The organism is Pseudohongiella sp. SYSU M77423, from assembly GCF_029911965.1.
In the GTDB taxonomy this organism is placed as follows: Bacteria; Pseudomonadota; Gammaproteobacteria; order Pseudomonadales; family Pseudohongiellaceae; genus Pseudohongiella.
Map to the genome: position 1 here is coordinate 16,346 of NZ_JARYTH010000008.1, position 19,849 is coordinate 36,194.

The 19,849-nt window shown below is 55.8% G+C and carries 17 protein-coding genes; 11 read left to right on the plus strand and 6 right to left on the minus strand.

The features are described 5' to 3' along the window. Positions 1–265: 265 nt before the first annotated feature. Genes QGM61_RS14520 through QGM61_RS14540 form a run of 5 tightly spaced genes read left to right on the plus strand, consistent with a single transcriptional unit; the run spans position 266 to position 4,611 of the window. Entirely contained in the window at positions 266–1,423 is a 1,158-nt protein-coding gene (locus QGM61_RS14520) for an exo-alpha-sialidase (protein WP_281133406.1), read from the plus strand. After that, complete coding sequence (locus tag QGM61_RS14525; protein ID WP_281133407.1) at positions 1,423–1,701, plus strand: MoaD/ThiS family protein; 279 nt, start codon at positions 1,423–1,425, stop codon at positions 1,699–1,701. Before QGM61_RS14520 ends, QGM61_RS14525 begins: the two co-directional genes overlap by 1 nt. Before the next feature lie 44 nt (positions 1,702–1,745). After that, positions 1,746–3,044: a serine hydrolase domain-containing protein gene (locus QGM61_RS14530; protein ID WP_281133408.1), complete on the plus strand. Its 1,299-nt coding sequence runs from the start codon at positions 1,746–1,748 to the stop codon at positions 3,042–3,044. Between the two features lie 21 nt (positions 3,045–3,065). Further along, a complete protein-coding gene (locus tag QGM61_RS14535; protein ID WP_281133409.1) occupies positions 3,066–3,593 on the plus strand; it encodes a gamma-glutamylcyclotransferase family protein in 528 nt (175 codons plus the stop codon). Then, on the plus strand, positions 3,586–4,611 hold the full coding sequence (locus tag QGM61_RS14540) for an amidoligase family protein (RefSeq protein WP_281133410.1): 1,026 nt from the start codon (positions 3,586–3,588) through the stop codon (positions 4,609–4,611). The genes QGM61_RS14535 and QGM61_RS14540 overlap by 8 nt, the downstream gene beginning before the upstream one ends. On the opposite strand, the gene ybaK is transcribed toward QGM61_RS14540, so the two are convergent. Both ybaK and QGM61_RS14550 read right to left on the minus strand, forming a co-directional pair. Then, positions 4,603–5,070 carry a Cys-tRNA(Pro) deacylase gene (gene ybaK / locus QGM61_RS14545; protein WP_281133411.1) on the minus strand — a complete coding sequence of 156 codons (468 nt, stop codon included), beginning with the start codon at positions 5,068–5,070 and terminating at the stop codon, positions 4,603–4,605. The genes QGM61_RS14540 and ybaK overlap by 9 nt on opposite strands. 1 nt (position 5,071) lies before the next feature. After that, positions 5,072–5,917 (minus strand): fumarylacetoacetate hydrolase family protein, encoded by an 846-nt coding sequence (locus QGM61_RS14550; protein WP_281133442.1) that lies wholly within the window; start codon positions 5,915–5,917, stop codon positions 5,072–5,074. Between the two features lie 265 nt (positions 5,918–6,182). Between QGM61_RS14550 and QGM61_RS14555 the strand changes: the two genes are divergently transcribed. After that, positions 6,183–7,946 (plus strand): amidohydrolase, encoded by a 1,764-nt coding sequence (locus QGM61_RS14555; RefSeq protein ID WP_281133412.1) that lies wholly within the window; start codon positions 6,183–6,185, stop codon positions 7,944–7,946. Between the two features lie 19 nt (positions 7,947–7,965). Here QGM61_RS14555 and QGM61_RS14560 read toward each other — a convergent pair whose 3' ends face one another. Beyond that, complete coding sequence (locus QGM61_RS14560; RefSeq protein WP_281133413.1) at positions 7,966–8,631, minus strand: hypothetical protein; 666 nt, start codon at positions 8,629–8,631, stop codon at positions 7,966–7,968. 2 nt (positions 8,632–8,633) lie between these two features. Continuing rightward, positions 8,634–9,149 carry a polymer-forming cytoskeletal protein gene (locus tag QGM61_RS14565; protein ID WP_281133414.1) on the minus strand — a complete coding sequence of 172 codons (516 nt, stop codon included), beginning with the start codon at positions 9,147–9,149 and terminating at the stop codon, positions 8,634–8,636. A gap of 189 nt (positions 9,150–9,338) precedes the next feature. On the opposite strand from QGM61_RS14565, the gene QGM61_RS14570 reads away from it, so the two are divergent. Next, the gene (locus QGM61_RS14570; RefSeq protein WP_281133415.1) at positions 9,339–10,883 is read left to right on the plus strand and encodes an EAL domain-containing protein; all 1,545 of its coding nucleotides are present in this window, start codon (positions 9,339–9,341) and stop codon (positions 10,881–10,883) included. 13 nt (positions 10,884–10,896) lie between these two features. Here QGM61_RS14570 and QGM61_RS14575 read toward each other — a convergent pair whose 3' ends face one another. After that, positions 10,897–12,045 carry a diguanylate cyclase domain-containing protein gene (locus tag QGM61_RS14575; RefSeq protein WP_281133416.1) on the minus strand — a complete coding sequence of 383 codons (1,149 nt, stop codon included), beginning with the start codon at positions 12,043–12,045 and terminating at the stop codon, positions 10,897–10,899. Positions 12,046–12,175: 130 nt separating this feature from the next. Here QGM61_RS14575 and pip point away from each other — a divergent pair, with 130 nt between their 5' ends. The 4 genes from pip to QGM61_RS14595 all read left to right on the plus strand — a co-directional run bounded on the left by pip (position 12,176) and on the right by QGM61_RS14595 (position 17,500). Further along, entirely contained in the window at positions 12,176–13,129 is a 954-nt protein-coding gene (gene pip / locus QGM61_RS14580; RefSeq protein WP_281133417.1) for a prolyl aminopeptidase, read from the plus strand. Then, a complete protein-coding gene (locus QGM61_RS14585) occupies positions 13,122–14,372 on the plus strand; it encodes a TIGR03862 family flavoprotein (protein WP_281133418.1) in 1,251 nt (416 codons plus the stop codon). Before pip ends, QGM61_RS14585 begins: the two co-directional genes overlap by 8 nt. 237 nt (positions 14,373–14,609) lie before the next feature. After that, entirely contained in the window at positions 14,610–15,773 is a 1,164-nt protein-coding gene (locus QGM61_RS14590) for a sensor domain-containing diguanylate cyclase (protein WP_281133419.1), read from the plus strand. A 23-nt stretch (positions 15,774–15,796) separates the two neighbouring features. Then, on the plus strand, positions 15,797–17,500 hold the full coding sequence (locus QGM61_RS14595; RefSeq protein WP_281133420.1) for an alpha/beta hydrolase family protein: 1,704 nt from the start codon (positions 15,797–15,799) through the stop codon (positions 17,498–17,500). A gap of 63 nt (positions 17,501–17,563) precedes the next feature. On the opposite strand, the gene QGM61_RS14600 is transcribed toward QGM61_RS14595, so the two are convergent. Then, on the minus strand, positions 17,564–19,837 hold the full coding sequence (locus tag QGM61_RS14600; protein WP_281133421.1) for a penicillin acylase family protein: 2,274 nt from the start codon (positions 19,835–19,837) through the stop codon (positions 17,564–17,566). Positions 19,838–19,849: the final 12 nt, after the last annotated feature.

Below are 19,849 nucleotides of genomic sequence, written 5' to 3' on the forward strand. Positions count from 1 at the left end.
GTTATGCGTCTGGCGGATCTGAATTGTCACACTTCCCACGGCAGGTACTGCTCGAGAAATGTTACCAATCTACACAGAATGATCAGTTTGTTACTTTTGATAACACTTTGTTTTGCAATCAAAATCTGTGCGATCGATCGCTCGAAGCATAAACCATGTTTTTTGACAGAGTCAATTTTTTCTTCAAACTGTGTCGAAAGCGGTCAAACTGTAACGACTGATTGGTTGGAATCCTTCAATTTCAGCGCGGCAAAGGACATCAGACATGAATAAAAACAGGGAGCCGGCAGCAACAACGCTGTTGATCGGTACAAAAAAGGGCGCATGGTGCCTGACGCTTGGCAGTGACAGGCAGCTGCGGCAATTGACCGGGCCTATGCATCTGGGGGCAGTGGTCAGCCACTACGTGGAGGATCCGCGCCGGCCGGGTTATCAGCTCATGGCCGTGGGCAGTGGGCATCTTGGGCCGTCTGTATTTGTGTCCACAGATGCAGGCGAGACCTGGCGGGAGTCGACGCAGCCGCCTGCATTTGCCCCAGTAGGCTCAACAGCCAGGGCCGTGGATCATGTCTTCTGGTTGACGCCGGGACACGCCAGTCAGCCTGATGTGTGGTATGCCGGCACCTCTCCCCAGGGCCTGTTCCGGTCCGATGATGGCGGAATGAGCTGGCAGGAGGTGATCGGGCTGAACCACCTGGCTGAATTTGTGGACTGGCGCGGCGGTGACAAGGACGGCACACCGGATGGTCCGAAACTGCATTCAGTGATCGTGGACCCGGCTGACGCGCGACACCTGCTGATTGGCATGTCCAGCGGCGGCATTTTTGAAAGCCATGATGAGGGTGAGACCTGGCGTCCCCTGAACAAAGGCGTTGCCATGGACTTTTATCCCCCTAAAGAAGATGGCAGCGAATATGAGTATGGTCACGATCCGCACTGTGTGGTCATGCACCCAGTTCATTCAAATCGGCTGTACCATCAAAACCATTGTGGTATCTATCGTATGGATCGTGACAAAGGCGAAACCTGGCAGCGTATCGGTGACAATATGCCTGTCGAGATTGGTGATATTGGTTTTCCCATGCTTGTGCATCCACGCGACCCGGAGACGATCTGGGTTTTCCCCATGGATGGCTCGGGACAGTGGCCGAGAACCAGTCCTCAGGGTAAACCTGCGGTGTATCGCAGTCACGATGGCGGCATGAGCTGGCAGCGACTGGATAAAGGTTTTCCTGTCTCGCAGGCCTGGTGGACGGTCAAACGTCAGTGTATGGCAGTGGATTCACATGATCAGACGGGCGTATATCTGGGGACCACCAACGGCCAGATCTGGGGCAGCTTTGATGGTGGCGACTCCTGGCAGGGGCTGGCCATGGATCTGCCACAGATTTATTCAGTAGAAGTGGCTGAGCGGGCTGAGTAATGAATATCACTGTCACCCTGCCCAGTCAGCTGGATGACTATACCGGTGCTCAGCGTCACCTGGACTTGAGTCTGCCGGTTAACACCCTGACACTGGCGGGCGTTCTGGACGCGCTGGAATTGAAATTCCCGGGCCTGAGATTCAGAGTGGTAGACGAACATCAGCGTATCCGCCGGCACATTGCCATGTTTGTGGGCGAAACGCTGGTTCATGATCTGACTGTGCCAGTGCCGGATGGTGGTCGCATACAGATTGTGGGTGCCTTGAGTGGAGGTTGAATGTAGACTTCCTGTCATCATCAATATGACGGGAGAGTATTCAGATGCATACGGGTTTCAAGGCGGTTTCAGTAGGCGTGCTGATGATGTTGTCTGCCGGCACCGCTCTGTCGCAAAGTGCCGGGTCATCTCTGCCCTGGTCGGATCGATTCGACACCGCGTCACCAGCCACGGTTGGCTTGTCTGATCAGGCTCTGCAGTCTGCAACATCCGCCCTGCGCGCGCGCGTGGAAGCCAATGACATTGCTGGTGCTGTTGCGGCGATCATGAAGGACGACAAGCTCGTGTACGCCGAGGCGGTGGGCTGGCGCGACATTGAAAGCCGTGATGAGATGCCGCTGGATGCGCTGTTTCGCACTTATTCAATGACTCGACCAGTGACCGCCGTGGCAATCCTGCTGTTGCATGATCAGGGTCTGCTGGACGTCAATGACCCTGTCAGCCAGTACCTGCCGGCCTTCGCCGATCAACCTGTGCTGATCGATTCTGCCAATCCAGACCCCAGCGCAGTGCGGGCCAGGGTGGGCGATATTACACTGGCCCAGTTGCTGACGCACACCTCAGGCCTGGGCAGTCGCAGCAGCTCACTCTATCGCGCCAATAATGTACACAGCTATGACCAGACACTGGCGCAGGTGGTTGACAATGCAGCGGCTCTTCCGCTGTTTGAGGATCCGGGTACCCAGTTTCGTTATGGTCTGCATGCTGAAGTATTGGGGCGCGTGATTGAGGTGGTGACGGGGCAGCCCGTTGATGTCTACCTGGAGGAGCAGCTTTTTCAGCCGCTGGGTATGACTGATACCGTGTTTTACGTCGATGAAGAACGTGCCTCACGACTGGCAACCGTGTATCGGCCGGATGACGCAGGGCAGTTAAGGGCCATAGAGATGGAGGACATTCCCGTCACCGAGCGCCGGACCTTGACCAGCAGTGGTGTGGGCCTGGTTTCCAGCACTGCAGATTTCCTGTCGTTCTCCCACGCCTTATTGACCAACACGCGACCCGATGGTGAGGCATTGTTCAGCGAACAGACGCGGCGTCTGGTATCGGAAAATGCCATTCCTGATGCGCTTCTGCCAATCGGTAGTGGCGGGTACTGGCTTGGCTCGGGATGGTCGCTGGGCGGCTTTGCGGTTGCGATGGACCCAGCTGCCTACAATCACCCCGTCAGCACCGGTGAGTACTGGTGGGATGGATCAGCTGGCACCCGTTTCTGGATCGATCCCGTCAATAATATGATTGCTGTGATCATGGCACAGGTCTCACCCGCCAGTGGTAATGGTTTTCGGGAAGAGTTCAAAACGAACATCGTTGGTGCTCTGAACGGCCCGGCTGGCGAGTAAGCGATTCAGACAGGAGGATTCTTGCGCCGGCCCCGCCTGACACGCTCTCGTTCACTACTGCTGGCATTGCTACTTGCAGTGCCAGCCGTTCTCTGGTGGCATGTATATCTGAATCCCGCGAATTTTGAGGTGCCACAGGCCATGCAACTTGAGCTGGAGCAGGCCAGCTACGGATTTGACGAGAACGGCGAAGCCCGGCTTTTCGTTTTCGGAACGCTGCGTAATCCGGCAGTCAGGATGCTGGTGACCGGTTCCAGGATCACCGGCCGTCCCGGCGCGCTATCTGGTTATCGTCGTGCTGGTCTGGATATTGTCGAAGATGAGTCGGCCAGTGTCAGCGGTCTGGTGCTGACCGTTAATGAGCGTCAGCTGCGGCGCCTGGATCGCTATGAGCGTCTGGGTCAGCGTTATCGACGCTTCGTCGTGACCCTCGAAGACGGCGGGCAAGCCTGGGTGTATCAAAGAATCCGACCTGAGCCTGACGTTGGCTCGCCTGGGCAACAGGGAACTGTTGAACCCCCGACTCCGGAGTCCCGCAGCAATGAGTGAGGTGCAGCCAGTCCATATGCCGGACATTACCCGCAATGCTGAGGGTAAGGAGCGACGGCTTGGCGTTGAGCTTGAGATGAGTGATATCACTGTCGACAGGCTTGCAAAGCTGGTCTCAGAGTTCCTGCATGATCAGGGCATGGCCGTCGATGTGCGCGAAAGCGGACGCTATGATTGGGAGATTGTGGGCGACCCGGCGGGAGACTGGCAGGTGGAACTGGACTTTGGGCTGCTCAAGAGTATGGGGCGGCAGGCCATTGAGCCGGGCATGATGGGTGAGCTGGTGCAATCGCTGGAGGAGCTGATGGCCAGTGTTGCAGAGACTGTTGTGCCTGTAGAGCTGGTCAGTCCGCCACTGCCAATGGCGCGTTTGCAGCAGGTGGAAACCCTGATATCGCGTATCAGGAAGCATGGCGCAAAAGGGACCTCTGACCGCTGGTCGAACGCGTTCGGCATGCATCTGAACATGGAGGTGCCAGAGACCACTGCGGACTATATTGATTCCATTCTCAAGGCGTTCTTTTGCCTGTTCGACTGGCTGCAGGTCCGATGCCAGGTGGACATGGCGCGTCGGGTGACACCTTACATCGACCCCTTCCCGGTCGATTATGTGCGCCTGGTGCTGGCGCCGGACTACCAGCCTGATCTTGAACAGCTGATGCGTGACTATCTTGAATTCAATCCAACCCGAAACCGGGCGCTGGACATGTTGCCCGTATTCGCCCATGTGGACGAAAAACTGGTGCGGGAATACACCGATGACCCGCGCATCAAGTCACGACCCGCACTGCATTATCGATTGCCCAACTGTGACATTCACGACAGCAACTGGTCCTTGTCGCTGGCATGGAATGACTGGCTCGCTGTGGAAAGACTGGCAGCGGACCGGCAGTTACTTAATCTGTGCTGCCACGATTATCTGGCTTATCTCAACTCGCCGTCAGAGCGCCTGTTCGGGCAGTGGTTGAAAACACTGCAGGGACAATATGTGCCGATGTTGACACGCAGCTCAGGCTGACAGCGCCGCAAACTGTGCAGCTGTCAGTGTCTTCAGGTCGTTCGGGCTCAGCTCTATTTCCAGCCCTCGCTTGCCTGCACTGACAAAGATGGTTTCGAACTCAGTGGCGCTGCTGTCAACGAAGGTACGCAGCTGCTTTTTCTGTCCCAGCGGGCTGACGCCCCCCAGCACGTAGCCGGTGCTGCGCTGGACGGCATTGATCTCTGCCATTGCAGCCTTTTTGCCGCCAGCGGCCTTCGCCAGCATTTTCATATTCAGGCTGGTCGATACAGGAATCACCGCTACCAGCAATTCCCTGGTGTCCAGGACTGCGACCAGTGTTTTAAACACCTTATCAGGAGAGACCTGCATTTTTTCTGCAGCCTCAAGACCATAAGACGCGTGGGCCGGATCATGAGTGTACTCGTGGATCCGGTACTCGATTCCGGCCTTGCTGGCTGCGTCGATTCCTGGTGTCATATCAGGGGGCCGGCACCACTGTCTGGCGCAACTCGCCAATGCCATCAATACCGATACGCACAATGTCACCGGGCTGCAGGTACTGGGGAGGAGTCAAGCCGTCACCGACGCCTTCGGGTGTGCCGGTGTAGATCAGATCGCCGGGCATCAGTGTCATGAACTGACTCAGATAACTGACGATATGCGCAACACCAAACACCATCTGGCTGGTATTGCCATCCTGACGCATTTCGCCATTGATTTCGGACCAGATGCGCAGGTTTTGCACATCGTCTATCGAGTCACGTGTCACCAGATAGGGGCCAAATGGTGCAAATGAGTCGGCGCTTTTGCCCTTGACGAACTGACCAGCACGTTCGCGTTGAAACGCTCGCTCCGATACATCGTTGCCAGTGGTATAGCCGGCCACGTAGTCAAGCGCATCTTCCAGGCTGACATACTGGGCACGTTTGCCAATCACAACAACCAGTTCGGCCTCATAGTCCAGCTTGGTGGCCGCACGTGGCGTGATGATGTCATCGAAGGGGTTGCTGAGCGCGGTCACTGCTTTCATGAACACCAGAGGTTCTTCTGGCAGGTCGACAGCCATTTCTGCGGCATGGTCGACATAGTTGAACCCGATCGCGACAATCTTGCCTACGCCCGTCATGGGTGCGGCCAGTCTCGGGCTGCCGGAAACCATCGGCAGAGAATCCACTGATATTGCCGCCAGGCGTTGCAGGCTTTCGTCGGTCAGTTGCGCGGGCGTCAGCTCGCTGATATGAGCTGATAGGTCCCGAATTTGTCCCTGACCATCCACCAGGCCAGGTTTTTCGGCACCTGGCTCGCCAAAACGCACCAGCGTCAATTCAGCTGCCTTGGCAGTTGCAGGCAATGCAACAGACAGTGCCAGCAGTGCGGATAAAACGGCGCTACGGATGTTCATAAATCGGCCCATTGGGGGCGAAACGAAAGGACTTGATATCATGGTGACATTCTCATTGTTATTGGTCGGATTTTTTTCTGCTGCGCGACATTATAGTCAAAACGCCGGTTTCTGGTTAGACTCCGTACACGTTTAGTGGTGCGCCGAGCCGCCACATTTGCCTACACAAGCTCTTACGGAACTCATTATGTCTTTATCCTGCTTACTCGCCCGACTTGTCCGCTCTGCCAAGCCGATGGCACCGTCTTGCAACCCAACTACGTTTGCTTCAGCTTCATCGCGAGTTTCTTCAAAAAAGGGGTGGTTGTTGCTGGCTGGTGTGGTTGCGGCCATGGGCTCATCTTTGTTGGCCGCCCAGACAACCGTGGTGACCAATGTTAATGGCTACACTATGAACCGCGATCGTGAGCTGGTGCAATTTACTGGCATCCAGTTTACTGGTGATACGGTGGATCGACTGTTGATGGCCGGTGATGAGTTGCCGCAGCAGGAAGATGTAACGGTGCTCGACGGGCAGGGTCGCACGCTGTTGCCAGGTCTGATTGATGCGCATGGTCACGTCTTGAACTATGGCCTGAGCCTGCTGCGCGTGGACATGACCGGTACCCGCTCAGAGCAGGAAGCTGTTGAGCGCGTCATCGCTTTTCAGCAGGCCAATCCGGATTTGCAGTGGATTCAGGGGCGGGGCTGGAATCAGGTTTTGTGGGACAGCAACAGCTTCCCAAGCGCGGACTCACTGGCAGCCGCAGATTCAGACACTCCCATGTGGTTCAGTCGTGTCGACGGGCATGCAGGCTGGGCCAACAGGGCTGCTATGGAGCTGGCAGGAATCGACGCATCAACGCCGGATCCTGACGGCGGCATGATCATACGTGATTCTGAAGGGCGCGCCACAGGTACCTTTGTTGATACCGCCATGCGCCTGATCACTCAGCATATTCCGCAGCCCAGTATCGATGATCAAAAAGCTGCGCTGCGACTGTCGATGCAGTCACTGGCAGCTCAGGGCTTGACCAGCGTACATGATGCGGGGGTCGGTAGCAGCACGCTGCAGGCCTACCGCGAACTGCAGGAGGAAGGTCCACTTCCGATTCGTGTTTATGTGATGCTGGCCGCCACTGACAGCGCGTTTGCAGAGCGCCTGGCGGAAGGGCATTTCATCAGTGATGACAACACCCTGGCGGTTCGAAGTGTGAAGATTTCTGCTGATGGCGCGCTAGGCAGCCGGGGTGCCTACCTGGACGATGACTACAGCGATCAGCCTGGACATCGTGGCTTACTGCTGCATACCCCGGAGCGTCTGACCCAGTTGATGAACCAGGCGATGTCTGCAGACTTTCAGGTTAACGTACATGCGATTGGCGACGGTGCGAACCGGATCGTCATGGACAACTTTGAAGCGCTGATTCGTGGTACCGGTACCGAGGAGCAGCGACATCGCATAGAGCACGCACAGATTCTGCGTTTTGAGGATATTCTGAGATTCAATGAACTTGGCGTGATTCCCTCGATGCAGGCAACGCACGCGACCAGCGATAAAAACATGGCACAGGATCGTATTGGCGAGGTGCGTATTCATGGAGCGTACGCATGGCGCAAGCTTCTGGATACTGGTGTAATCATCGCCAACGGATCTGATTTTCCCGTCGAATCACCCAATCCGTTCTTTGGCCTGCATGCAGCCATTACTCGCCAGGATCAGGACAATCAGCCACCCGGCGGCTGGTTTCCCGAAGAGCGCATGACGCATGAAGAGGCATTGCTCAGTTTCACGCTGGATGCTGCCTATGCGGCGCATCAGGAAGATGTATTGGGCACGCTGGAGCCAGGCAAGAAGGCCGATTTTATTCTGGTGGATCAGGATGTGTTCGAAGTGGCACCACAGGAAATCTGGAAGACTGATGTATTTCAGACCTGGGTCGGTGGTCGTCTGATTCACGACGACGAGTAATCGACTCTTCAGTCAGCGCTTATCGCGCTGTCCCAGTCTTGCTGCGCAGTGATACTTCCAACAGTCCATCACGGCGCAGCACGCTGTGATTGACTGAAAAGTCAGAAATCATGCTGGTGACACGAGCCTGTGGCCTTGGAAAACAATCCAGGCTGTTGTGAGCGCCAGCTCGAATTGCTATTTCCCCGGCAGACTTGATGCCGTATTCGCGGCTGCTAAACCCGTTATCCGCTTTGAGAAGCAGATAGGCATGTGCCAGGGTCTGATCCGAGAGGTAGGGCGACAGCACATCGGCAAAGGCCTTGATGGCAATATCGTCAAGGTAATTGAACAGATCCCAAAACAGACAGACATCAAAGCGGGTGTCTGGCGGGTAGTTCATTGATTGCGCAAAATGCTGTCGCCATGCCTCGTAGCTGGCAGCTTCCTCGACCTGTTTGTCGACCAGTTGGCCTGGTTGACGCTGATGTTCAACTCGCGGTGGGCTGTGCAGTGCATCGTGAATGCCCGCAAAATGCAGCCGACATCTGCGATCGCCAAAAAAAGCCACCGTTTCATGCACGCCCAGCCCGACGTCCAGTACCATCAGTCTGGGTACAGACTGCAGGCGCTCCAGTATGTCGGGCATCAGTCGCGACGGCAGCGTTTCAGGCTGTCCGCTGTTGAGTTGCTCGGCCAGGTTCACGATCAGGCAGGCTTGTCCGAAGTGCTTGATGATTTCAGAGACGCCGCACTGGTGTTGCTGTTGGCGTGGCTGGGATCGATATCGATGGTACCCTTGAAGCGGGCGCCTTCTTCCAGCGTCATCTTTGGCGTGACGATATTGCCTTTAATATGACTGGTGCTGCTGACTACCACTTTGTCCTTGCCAGTGATGTCGCCATTCACTTCGCCATCAATTCGTATGGTCTTGGCGGTGAGGTCAGCATTCAGTCGGCCGGTTTTGCCGATGGTCAATTCGTGATTGGCCAGCATAACGGAACCATCCACCTGGCCTTCGATCAGCAAATTCTCGTCGCCACTGATGTCTCCTTTGACCTTGATGGTCGCGCCCAGCACGGCAGCCTTGCCGGAAGCCGATGAGGGGGAGGCAGCAGGTGCGCTGCGATGGCTGGCGCCAGTGTTACTGGTTTCGGCTGGCGCTGCGGGTGAAGCAGGGGCTTCCGTTCTTTCGTTGGTTTTATCCTTGTTTCTGTCAAACATAATACTCACCGCTTTGATTTGTGGTTATCGATCTGAATTTAACAACTAATATCATTGCTGACAACGGTTTGATGCGGTTTGTATTCCTGCCTTCGCTGCGTTACTTACTGACTAGTGACAAGAGCGTCTTCCTGCCCTAGTATGCTTTTACAAACCATAACAAGACATGCAGGGATCAGCATGCGTAGTATGAGATTTACCCTCGTAACAGCAACGATTGTGCTGATGACGGCTCTCGGGCCGCCACTGGTATCGCTTTATCTGGCGCGCCAGCAGGGACTGCAGATAGAAATGGAACGGGTCCGGGGTTACGCTGAGGTTGTTGTGCAGCGCTCTGATCGCGCTGTGGAGCAGATGCAGGAAGCAATTGATTTGCTCATCGCTGAAGGCGCTGTTGATCCCTGCTCTGCAGACATGCTTCAGCTCATGAGGCAGCTGGCTCTTCGCGGCGAATTCATGAAAGCTGCAGGTGTGGTCGATGGCAATTTCATGCCGTGTTCATCACTTGGCTTGCACGAACCACCATTAAACCTCGGGCAGCCGGATACGGTTACTGCAATTGGCACAGAATTACGGCTTAGCTCTCCCATGCCGCTGCCTAATGACACCCCGTACATTTCCATCTCCCGTGACGGATTCATAGCGATGGCCCACCGTAATCAGGCGGTGGATATTGCCACGGATATTCAGGGCGCAGTTTTTGCAACATTCAACCCTAATAATGGTGAGATAAGGACCTCGATTGGTGAAGCCAATCCCGACTGGATTGACCGGCTGGGAGATGAGCAGGAAGCCACTTTCGTAGACGGTAGTTTTATTGTGGCTGTGATGTTGTCCGACCAGGTGGGTCAGACGGGTTCTCTGGCGGCTGAGCCATTATTCCATCTGGATGAGCGTGTTCGGGAAATCAGCCTGCGCTGGCTGCCATTTTCACTCCTTGCGGCTGGCGTGCTGACATTGGCGTTTCTGTATGCGGCACGGCAACAGGTGTCGATGGCGACGCAGATACGTTTGGGTCTGCGCCGCGATGAGTTTTTCCTTGAATACCAGCCGATTGTAGATCTACAGACCAGTGAATGGGTTGGCGCCGAGGCGCTTCTCAGATGGCGAACGCGCGATGGTAAGCTGGTAGAGCCGGACATCTTTATTCCGGTGGCGGAGGAAAGCAATCTCATCAATCTGATCACAAGCCGGGTTCTGGAGTTGGCGGCACAGGACATGGGAGGGTTTCTGCGTGACAATCCAGTCATGTCCTTAAGTATCAATCTGTCTGCCAGCGATATTCTGCTCCCGGCAACATCGGAACATCTGCTGTCTGTCATCAAGCGGTTTAATTTGCGACCGGGCCAGCTGACTGTCGAGTTGACCGAGCGAATGCTGGTGGAGCCTGAAAAAGCCCGCGTCGCGCTGGCAGCCATGAGGGAGCAGGGCATTCGTGTATCGATAGATGATTTTGGTACTGGCTACAGTAGTCTGTCTTACCTGGAAACCATGCCTTTTGACAGCCTGAAAATCGACAGGCTGTTTGTTGAAGCAATTGACAAGGAAGCGGCTACCAGCCGCGTTGTTCTGCACTTGATTGAGATGGCCAACACTCTGCAGCTTGATGTTGTTGCAGAAGGGGTCGAGACGGAGAAGCAGGCTGCCTATCTGCGTGAAAGAGGCGTTCGGTACGCCCAGGGCTGGTTGTACAGCAAATCAATACCAGCGGACATTTTCAAGGCCACCTGCTAGCAGCCATAACAGCTCAGTTCCAGGCTGGCGAAGGTGGGTAGATGTATTGGTTGCGCGTTTTCTTGGCCTTGTACATGGCATGATCAGCGTGCCTCAGCAGGGCTGTGGCGTCCAGCGCGTCTGTCGGGAAGCTCGCCAGGCCAATACTGGGTAGTACTCGCAACTCTGCTTCTGCCACGCGAATCGGCTGTTCGACGTTGCAGACGATCTTTTCGGCAACCACCCAGGGTGAATGCGCCGGTCCATCGCCTTCCAGCAGGATCACAAATTCATCACCAGCAAGACGGGCTACCGTGTCAGCGCTGCGTACGCTGTCCTGTAATCGGATGGCGATCTGTTTGAGCACAATATCGCCAGCTTCATGCCCCCAGGTATCGTTGATTGCCTTGAACCCATCCAGGTCGATATAAAGGATCGTCAAGGAGCCCCCACTGCGCTGTTTGCGCTTGAGTGCGGAATCCAGCCGGTCATTGAAAAGGCTGCGATTGGGCAGTCCGGTCAATTCATCATACAGTGCCAGGTGTTTCAGTTTTGCCAGTAGCTGGTGGCGCTCGACGGCGATGGCCACCTGGGTATTGATGAATTCGAACAGGGCCTGATCGGCAGCGTCCAGTCTACCGTTATGCGTGCAGCTCACTGTCAGGTCGGCCAAATCAGCAGTACCGTCCTGATGTGTAATGCTCAGCTTCAGCCCGGGCAGTATGCTGCTCACTGCATGACTGATGTTGGCGGTCAGCTGTTCAATATTATCTGCAGCATGGACGGCCTCGGATATCGAGTACATGGCGTGTTGCTTAGCTTCAACGTGTTTGCGCTCGGAGATGTTGCGGGCGACCGCGACGCGCAGTTTATCCTGTTCTGCCCAGCGTGCTGACCACATGATATGCGCCACGCTGCCATCTTTACGTATGTATCTGTTTTCAAAGAAAGTGACGGCCTGCCCCTTGAGCACGCGATCGGCCGTGGCCATGGTTGGCTCCAGATCATCTGGGTGAATGAGCTCGCGAATGTTACGGCCTATCAGTTCGTCGCGCGTATAGCCGAATACCCGTTCACAGCCAGCGCTGACATCAACAAAAAAGCCTTCGGCATCGACCAGGCAGATAGCGTCAAGCAGGAGGTCGATATAATGGCTTAATGAAGCAATCTTCTGTTTTGACATGGCGCGTCTTGCTTGGGTTTGCTGCTTACTTGTTGATGAAGTCAGCAGCAGTCCTGGTGTAAGTGGTGGTAGCATACAATACTCAGCAAGCCGCTGAATACTGACAATGACAGAATAAGGTGTGCCGACAATGAACAAACCCTATCCACCCATTGAGCCATACGACGTGGGCACACTTGAAGTGTCGCCCCTGCACACGCTCTATTATGAGCAGGTTGGCAATCCGGAAGGCAAGCCGGTGGTATTCCTGCATGGTGGTCCCGGAGGAGGGGTAAATCCAGATTACCGTCGCTATTTTGACCCTGACAAATGGCGTGTGGTGCTGTTCGATCAGCGTGGCTGTGGGCGCAGCACGCCGTTTGCTGAACTTCGGGAGAATACAACCTGGGACCTGGTTGCTGATATGGAGCGTCTTCGGGTCCATCTGGGAATCGATAATTGGGCAGTGTTTGGCGGTTCCTGGGGCTCTACCCTGTCGCTGGCCTATGCCGTGACCCATGCGGAGCGTTGCACGGAGCTGTTTTTGCGTGGCATTTTCCTGCTTCGCAAAAAAGAGATTGACTGGTTTTACCAGGAGGGCTGTTCCCGCCTGTTTCCCGATCTATGGGAGCAGTATCAGGCCCCCATCCCAGTGAATGAGCGTGGGGACATGGTTACGGCATACTATCGGCGTCTGACCTCCGACGATGCGAATGTACGCCGCGAGGCAGCCAGAGCCTGGTCAACCTGGGAAGGTTCAACCCTGCGACTGTTGCCTGATGCTGGTGCAGCCGCCAAGTTTGGTCAGGACAGTTTTGCCGAGGCCTTTGCCCGCATCGAATGCCATTACTTCATCAATCGAGGTTTCTTTAGCGAAGATAACTATCTGCTAAACCAGGCAGCCAGTATCCAGCATATACCCACAGTGATAGTGCATGGCCGCTACGACGTTATCTGTCCGGTCGAGAATGCCTGGGATCTGCATCGAGTACTGCCCAATTCAGAGCTGCACATCATTGCTGATGCCGGTCATGCCCTGTCAGAACCAGGTATTACCAGTGTATTGATTGACTACACCGATCGCTGGGCCGCAGCGCGTGTCTGAAAACAAAATCCTGCCTGAGAATAAGCCCGATGCTCTGGTCGTCGGTGGTGGCCCCGCCGGTCTGATGGCTGCCCAACAACTCATCGAAGCTGGTTGCTCTGTTGTGCTGTGTGACGCCATGCCGGCCGTGGGGCGCAAACTGCTTCGCGCTGGCGTTGGCGGTCTCAACCTTACCCATGCAGAACCCAAAGCAGAGTTTGTCTCACGTTTCACTGGGTCGGTCGATGTCGCTCCGTGGCTGGAGGACTTTGATGCTCAGGCCATGACAGCGTGGGCGCGAGCGCTGGGAATAGACACATTCGTGGGCAGCTCAGGGCGTGTCTTTCCTGTCCAGATGAAGGCATCACCACTCTTGAGAGCCTGGTTGGGACAACTGGCGCTTGCCGGACTGCAGATTCGTAACCGGTACCGCTGGTGCGGATGGACACAGACCGCCGACGGCATGGTTCACGAATTCACGACGCCGACGGGGCAGGTGCAGATTGCTGCCCGTGTCTGCGTGCTGGCCCTGGGTGGCGCCAGCTGGTCACGACTCGGTTCTGACGGGCGCTGGCGCGATGTCTTATCAGCCCACACTATCCCTGTGACCGATTTCATGCCAAGCAACGGCGGCGTCGAAATCCCCTGGTCGCCGTGGTTCAGTGAACACTTCGCTGGAAGGCCCCTGAAAACTGTGACACTCGGCGTGGCCGGGACTGAATCGGGCTGCAGGCGAGGCGAAGCCGTGGTGACAACGCATGGACTGGAAGGCGGGTTGATTTATGCCCTGTCTGCATCGATCAGGGAGGCTCTGGCGAAATCAGGAGCTGTCACTCTGGGGCTTGATCTGTTGCCTGATCTGACAGAGGAGCAGGTCCGCCAGAAGTTGAATAAGCCTCAGGGCAAGATGTCCCGTAGTAACTACCTGCGTAAACGCCTGGGCCTTGATGGCGTCAAATACGCGCTGTTGCGCGAACTTGTAAGCGATGGCGCAGAACAGGACGTTGTCGCCATGGCAGTGGCAGCCAAAAAACTGAGTCTGCCGGTCAAAGGCATGCGCCCGCTTGATGAGGCGATCAGCACAGCAGGCGGGGTACATGGCACTGCGCTGACACAGGACCTGATGCTGAATGAGCATCCGGGCCTGTTCTGTGTCGGTGAAATGCTTGACTGGGATGCGCCGACGGGTGGTTATTTGTTGACGGCAAGCATGGCAAGTGGGCTGCGGGCTGGTCGTGCCGCAGCCGGAATCTTGGGAAAATAGAATGTGCCCGACATTGTCCGCCAAGCCACAACATAAAGCTGGTGAATGGACCTCAGAATGTAAACGTAATCAATAGTATTGATTGCTGTCTGCTGCGATGCAATTCTGCTAAGATCAGAGCAAAATCACGTTGTCTGGTCAGTTGCTCCAACTGGAATGACAGCTTGAGCACAATAAAACTGACAGTGCCTGCAAACGGGGTTTGGGCAACTGTCTTGCGGAGATTGGCATCTTCCTATGATCCAGCTTGACCTTGCGACACTGGCGCTTATGTTTTTGGCGCTGGGGATAACCTCGTTTTTTGTCATGTTCCTGATCTGGCGTATCAATCGTGATATGCCTGGAGTCATGTTTTGGATGCTGGGCACCCTGCTCAACATCACGTCTGCCATGTTCAACCTGCTCAATGCCTTGCTGGGCTGGTCCGATGGCTGGGGACCGTTTACCAGCAATACGGCCAGCTTGACCGCCAATCTGTTGATCATGGAAGGCACCTTGCGGTTTCGAAACCTGGGCTCAACCGACCGCTGGAGTTATTTGATACTGCTGATTCCCGTGTTTGTCATTGGTTCCTGGCTCCTGAGGCTTGATCCGGGTTTGCGGTATATTTTCCATGACGGCTTTACGTTGGCTTTTCAATTGACTTCGGCGATTGCGTTCGTCTGGCGCACCAGCGACCGTCATGAATTCACGGCCAACTCCCTGGCCGCTGTAGCGGGTGTATGCATGAGCGCCACGATAGCGTGGCGGTTCATGCTGGCGCTGACGAGCAGCGAGAGCATAATAATGGGTCCAGAATCCACCGGTACACAGTGGTATGTCTTTGCTGGCGCCAATTTCCATGTCGCCTGGATCTTCGGACTGAGCGTCGCCTGTTATTTCCGTTCACGACAGCAGGTTATGCAACTGGCCCGTGAGGACGCGCTGACCGGCTTGCCCAACAGACGTTGTATCGACGAAAAACTAAACCAGACTTTGCTGGAAGTGCAACGCAGCGGGGAACAGTTTGCCACCATTCTTATCGACCTGAACGATTTCAAAACGGTAAATGACCACTATGGGCACAGCTCCGGCGATACCTTACTGGTTGAGTTTACCGGCAGGCTCCGCGAAGCCGTCAGGACGTCGGACTTTGCAGGCCGCTACGGCGGCGATGAGTTTCTGGTTATCGCCAGGCAGCTGGAGTCACGTGAATCGCTGGATCAACTGATCGAGCGCCTGCGTGACAAGCTGAACAGTGAGCTGCGTGTGCCGGGTGGCACGTTCTACGTGGTTGTCAGTATCGGGGCAGCAGTCTGTCCTGTCGATGGTACGAGTGCGGATGAGTTGCTGGGGGCAGCCGATTCGCGTATGTACAGCGACAAGGCCCGTCAGAAAGCAAAAACCCTAGTTAAACTTTAGCCACTGGAAACGGAGAGTCACAGATGAAACAGTCAGCAGCCCGCACGCTGATCGCAGGGTGTATTCTGGTATTGGTCGGATCACTACTGGCCCATTGGGTGCAGACATCCGGTGGAACACGTATCGAAGATGTCAGGTTCACCGGAGACAATGGTCAGACACTGAGTGCATTGTTATATATCCCGGCCAACGCTTCGGCAGACAGTCCGGCACCTGGTGTGCTGGCTGTTCATGGTTATATCAACTCGCGTGAAGTGCAGTCCGGTTTCGCCATCGAGCTGGCGCGCCGTGGCTATGTCGTACTGGCTCTGGATCAGAGTGGCCACGGTTACTCGGATGCACCGGCATTCTCCAATGGTTTTGGCGGGCCGGCCGCGCTGCGTTATCTGCGTTCACTGGATATTGTTGACCCGGATAATATCGGACTGGAAGGGCATTCAATGGGTGGCTGGACAGTGCTGGCAGCGGCGGCTGCCATGCCGGATGCCTACCGCTCCATGGTGTTGCAGGGTTCCAGCACTGGCAGCGGGCGTGCCTTGCCAGGTACACCCGACTGGCCGCGCAATGTGTCCGTTGTCTTTGCCCAGTATGATGAGTTTGCGCCGTTGATGTGGGAAGTGCCGCGCGGCAGTGATGTGGCTGACAGTGAGAAGTTGCAGGCCATGTTTGGCGTGGATGACGCGATACAGGAAGGGCGCGTGTATGGCAGCGTACCGGCAGGCACCGCGCGGGTCCTGCACAATCCGCCGGTCACGCATCCTGGCAATCATCTGTCACATGCTTCCATTGGGCATACGGTGGACTGGTTTGCGCTGACCTTGTCGGGCGCCCAGACTGCGGGTGTGACCGGACAGATCTGGTTCTTTAAGGAAATTGGCACTTTACTGGCATTTGTTGGTTTTGTGGTGCTGCTGTGCGGGGCGATCAAGCAGTTCATTCAATTCCCGACTTTTGCGGGTTTGAGTGGTGCACCCATCAACACGGCCTGGACCCAGCGCAATGGGAAGTGGTGGTTATTGGCAGCCCTTAGCATGTTTATCCCGGTTGCCGTTTTCTACCCGGTATTCTCAATGGCCGCCTCAATGCTGCCGGCATCTTCCTGGTTTCCCCAGAGCATCACCAACCAGATCATCGTCTGGGCTGTAGTCAATGGGCTGCTGGCGACCGCCCTTGGGCTGGTGATCAAAGCGGAAGCGGTCAGCTTTAAATCGTTGTCCTGGTTTGCTGCGGCAAGATTTGCACTGGCGATCGTGGGAGTGGGATATCTGGCGCTGCTGCTCGCGGACTATTTCTTCCTGATCGATTTCCGGTTCTGGTTTGTCGGGCTTAAGCTGTTGAGTCTGGATCAGTTCCAGAACATGCTGATTTACCTGCCGCCGCTGCTGGTGTTCTTCCTGCTGCTGGGCAGGGCCCTGCATGGCGGTCTTTCGGTGTCCAGTGATACGGTTCGCCAGCAGTACCTGAGCAATGCCATGGTGCTGGCAGGCGGCTTTGCGATATTTCTGCTGGCTCAGTACATCAGCCTGTTTACGCGAGGACTGCTACTTACGCCGGCTGAACCATTAAATACCATCGTCATGATCCAGTTTGTGCCATTGCTGGTCATTATATCGACCATCTCTACCTGTGCCTGGCGGCACACTGGTAGCTACGTTCCCGGCGCTCTGATCAACACGATGTTTGTTGGCTGGTATATTGTGGCAGGCCAGGCAACCCAGGCGGTATGACCGCCGGGTTGCTGACAGACTTTTGCATCAATCAAGTCAAGCAGCCAATGCCAATGTGATGTATTACTCGCCCGGTGAATAGCTTCGCTGGGCGCGTTGCTCCACATCTTCACGGTAGAAAGCAACATCCTTGAACTCACGGTCTACGTAGCGCTGTGCCTGATCGTCGAAGTGCGGGGAGTTCGGGTCATTGCTTTGTCCGCCCGCCAACAGGGATTTGGCTCGTACCCGGTCGCCAAACTCAACAACGGCGATGAAGCTGTTGCCGGCCGTACCGTAAATGCGTTCAGTGCCGGGAAACGCCCGGGCTCCAAATGACGCCAGTGCTCCCCAGCGAGATGAGGCCATACCTACCGGCAGGCTGGGAGCGTCGTCGCTGTAGGGATGATCAATGGCACCGCTGATGCGCTGGTAACGATTGACCTCGCCCCAGGGCGTCTGCCAGTCGCCAAAACTGTTTTCCAGTTGTGTCAGAGTATCGGCGAAAACCTGCAGACGTTCTTCAGCTTCACTGCCGGTCCCCAGCCAGTTGATCTGTTCCATCTGGCTCAGGCCGGCAGGCGTATCGATTGCCTGCGCGGCATTCATGCCGTAAAAGTGGGCCAGTGTCATAGCAACAGATCCGGTGCTGACATTAAGATCCCAGCCGCGCAGTGTTTCTATGGCAGGCGCCAGCGCGGGCCATTCCTCTGAATGATCGTCCCAGGCCGAGACCAGACCATCAATCAGCAGGCTAAAACCGATGATGGTGGGGTCGTAGGCAAGATCAATTAATGACTCCAGTGTCAGGGGCGGTGTCTCCGACAGCAGCGCGGCAGCATGTACCCCGCGAAAATTTTCGGCGTCGGGTGCCATATAGGCAGGGTAGTCTTCACGAACGGGGCTGTCCGGACCCGCTGCAGTAAATGGTGTGGAGTTGGTGTTCTGAATCCAGTCGCTGTCAGGGTTGATGACGACTACGGTTTCGTCTACCTCATGCATGCCCTGCCAGTCTGTCGCCGGATTGCTGCCGTCGACCGGCTGACCATAGTCGAACTGCGGATCACGGCGTGGCATGAAATTGCCATGGAAGTAGGCGATGTTGCCATCCGCGTCGGCAAACACGGTATTGTTGGAGGAGTTGGTGCGTATGTCCATCATGTCCAGGAACTCGCCCAGATCATCTGTTTTCATGCGCAGATAGGACTGACGCAGCGCCTCGACTGGGTTCCAGTTGATACGGGTGCTGGTCCACTGGTTGTCGTGCAGGTGAGTGATGGGCCCCTGATGGGTGCGGTATACCGGGAAAGTACGCTCTGCCATTTGCTCGCCATTACGATAACGCAGCGTTACTTCTGATACCTCCAGAGGGCGCAGTTCGTCGCCGTAGCGATACATTAACTGGCCATTGTCATTGACGACCTGCTGGACAAACTCGTCCATAAAGTCGGCACTGGTGCTGGTATGCATCCAGCCGGTGGTTTCATTAAATCCCTGATAAATGAAGAACTGTCCCCAGGTCGATGCCCCGTACGCATTTAGCCCCTCTTCACTGACCAGGTGATATTCACCCCGGAAGAAAAAACTGGTGTGCGGGTTGATCAGCAGCAGTGCATTGCCACTGGCACTTTTATCGCCGGTAACAGCAATACCATTGGAACCGGCTGGCTCCTGAAAGATGCTGCGCGCCAGCGGGACGGCAGGCACTGGTGACAGCTCGCGCAGGTCATCGCCGAGCTGTGCTGTGGTCGTCGGCAGCAGGCTGAGGCGCTCCTCAGCCGATGAGTAGAATGCCTCAATACCTGCCAGCGGGATCTGCTCGATGTCACCACCGATCGAGCCCTCGAAGAAATAGAAAGGCATCCATGGCTCAAAGCGGGTCAGCAACAGAGGTTCAACCTGTGGATTGCTGGCCAGATAATAGTTCAGACCATCAGCAAAGGCCTCACTCAGTTCCTGCAACCACTCTGGCGCTTCCGCGTATGCGGTCCGTGCCTCGGCTTCGCTCATGTAGAGTTGTGCGCGCAGGTCACTGTACAGCGCTGATTCCCCTTCCACCTCCGCCAGTCGGCCGATGGCCCAGGTATAGTTGCGTTCAATTCGGGGGAAATCGTCTTCGGCCTGGGCATACAGAAAACCGAACACCACATCGGCATCGGTTTCCCCGTAGATGTGAGCAACACCAAAGTCATCGCGAATGATTTCAACGCGCTCGGCCCGGGCCTGCAGCCGCTGCATCTCCGAAGTCATGTCTGTCGACGGTGCCTGGGGCGGCGGGGCATTATCCTGGGAGCAGGCAGACAGCAGCGCAAACAGCGTCAGAGCTACCGGTAACAGAAGAGTCTTTATTTTTAGCATGATTACTCCGAC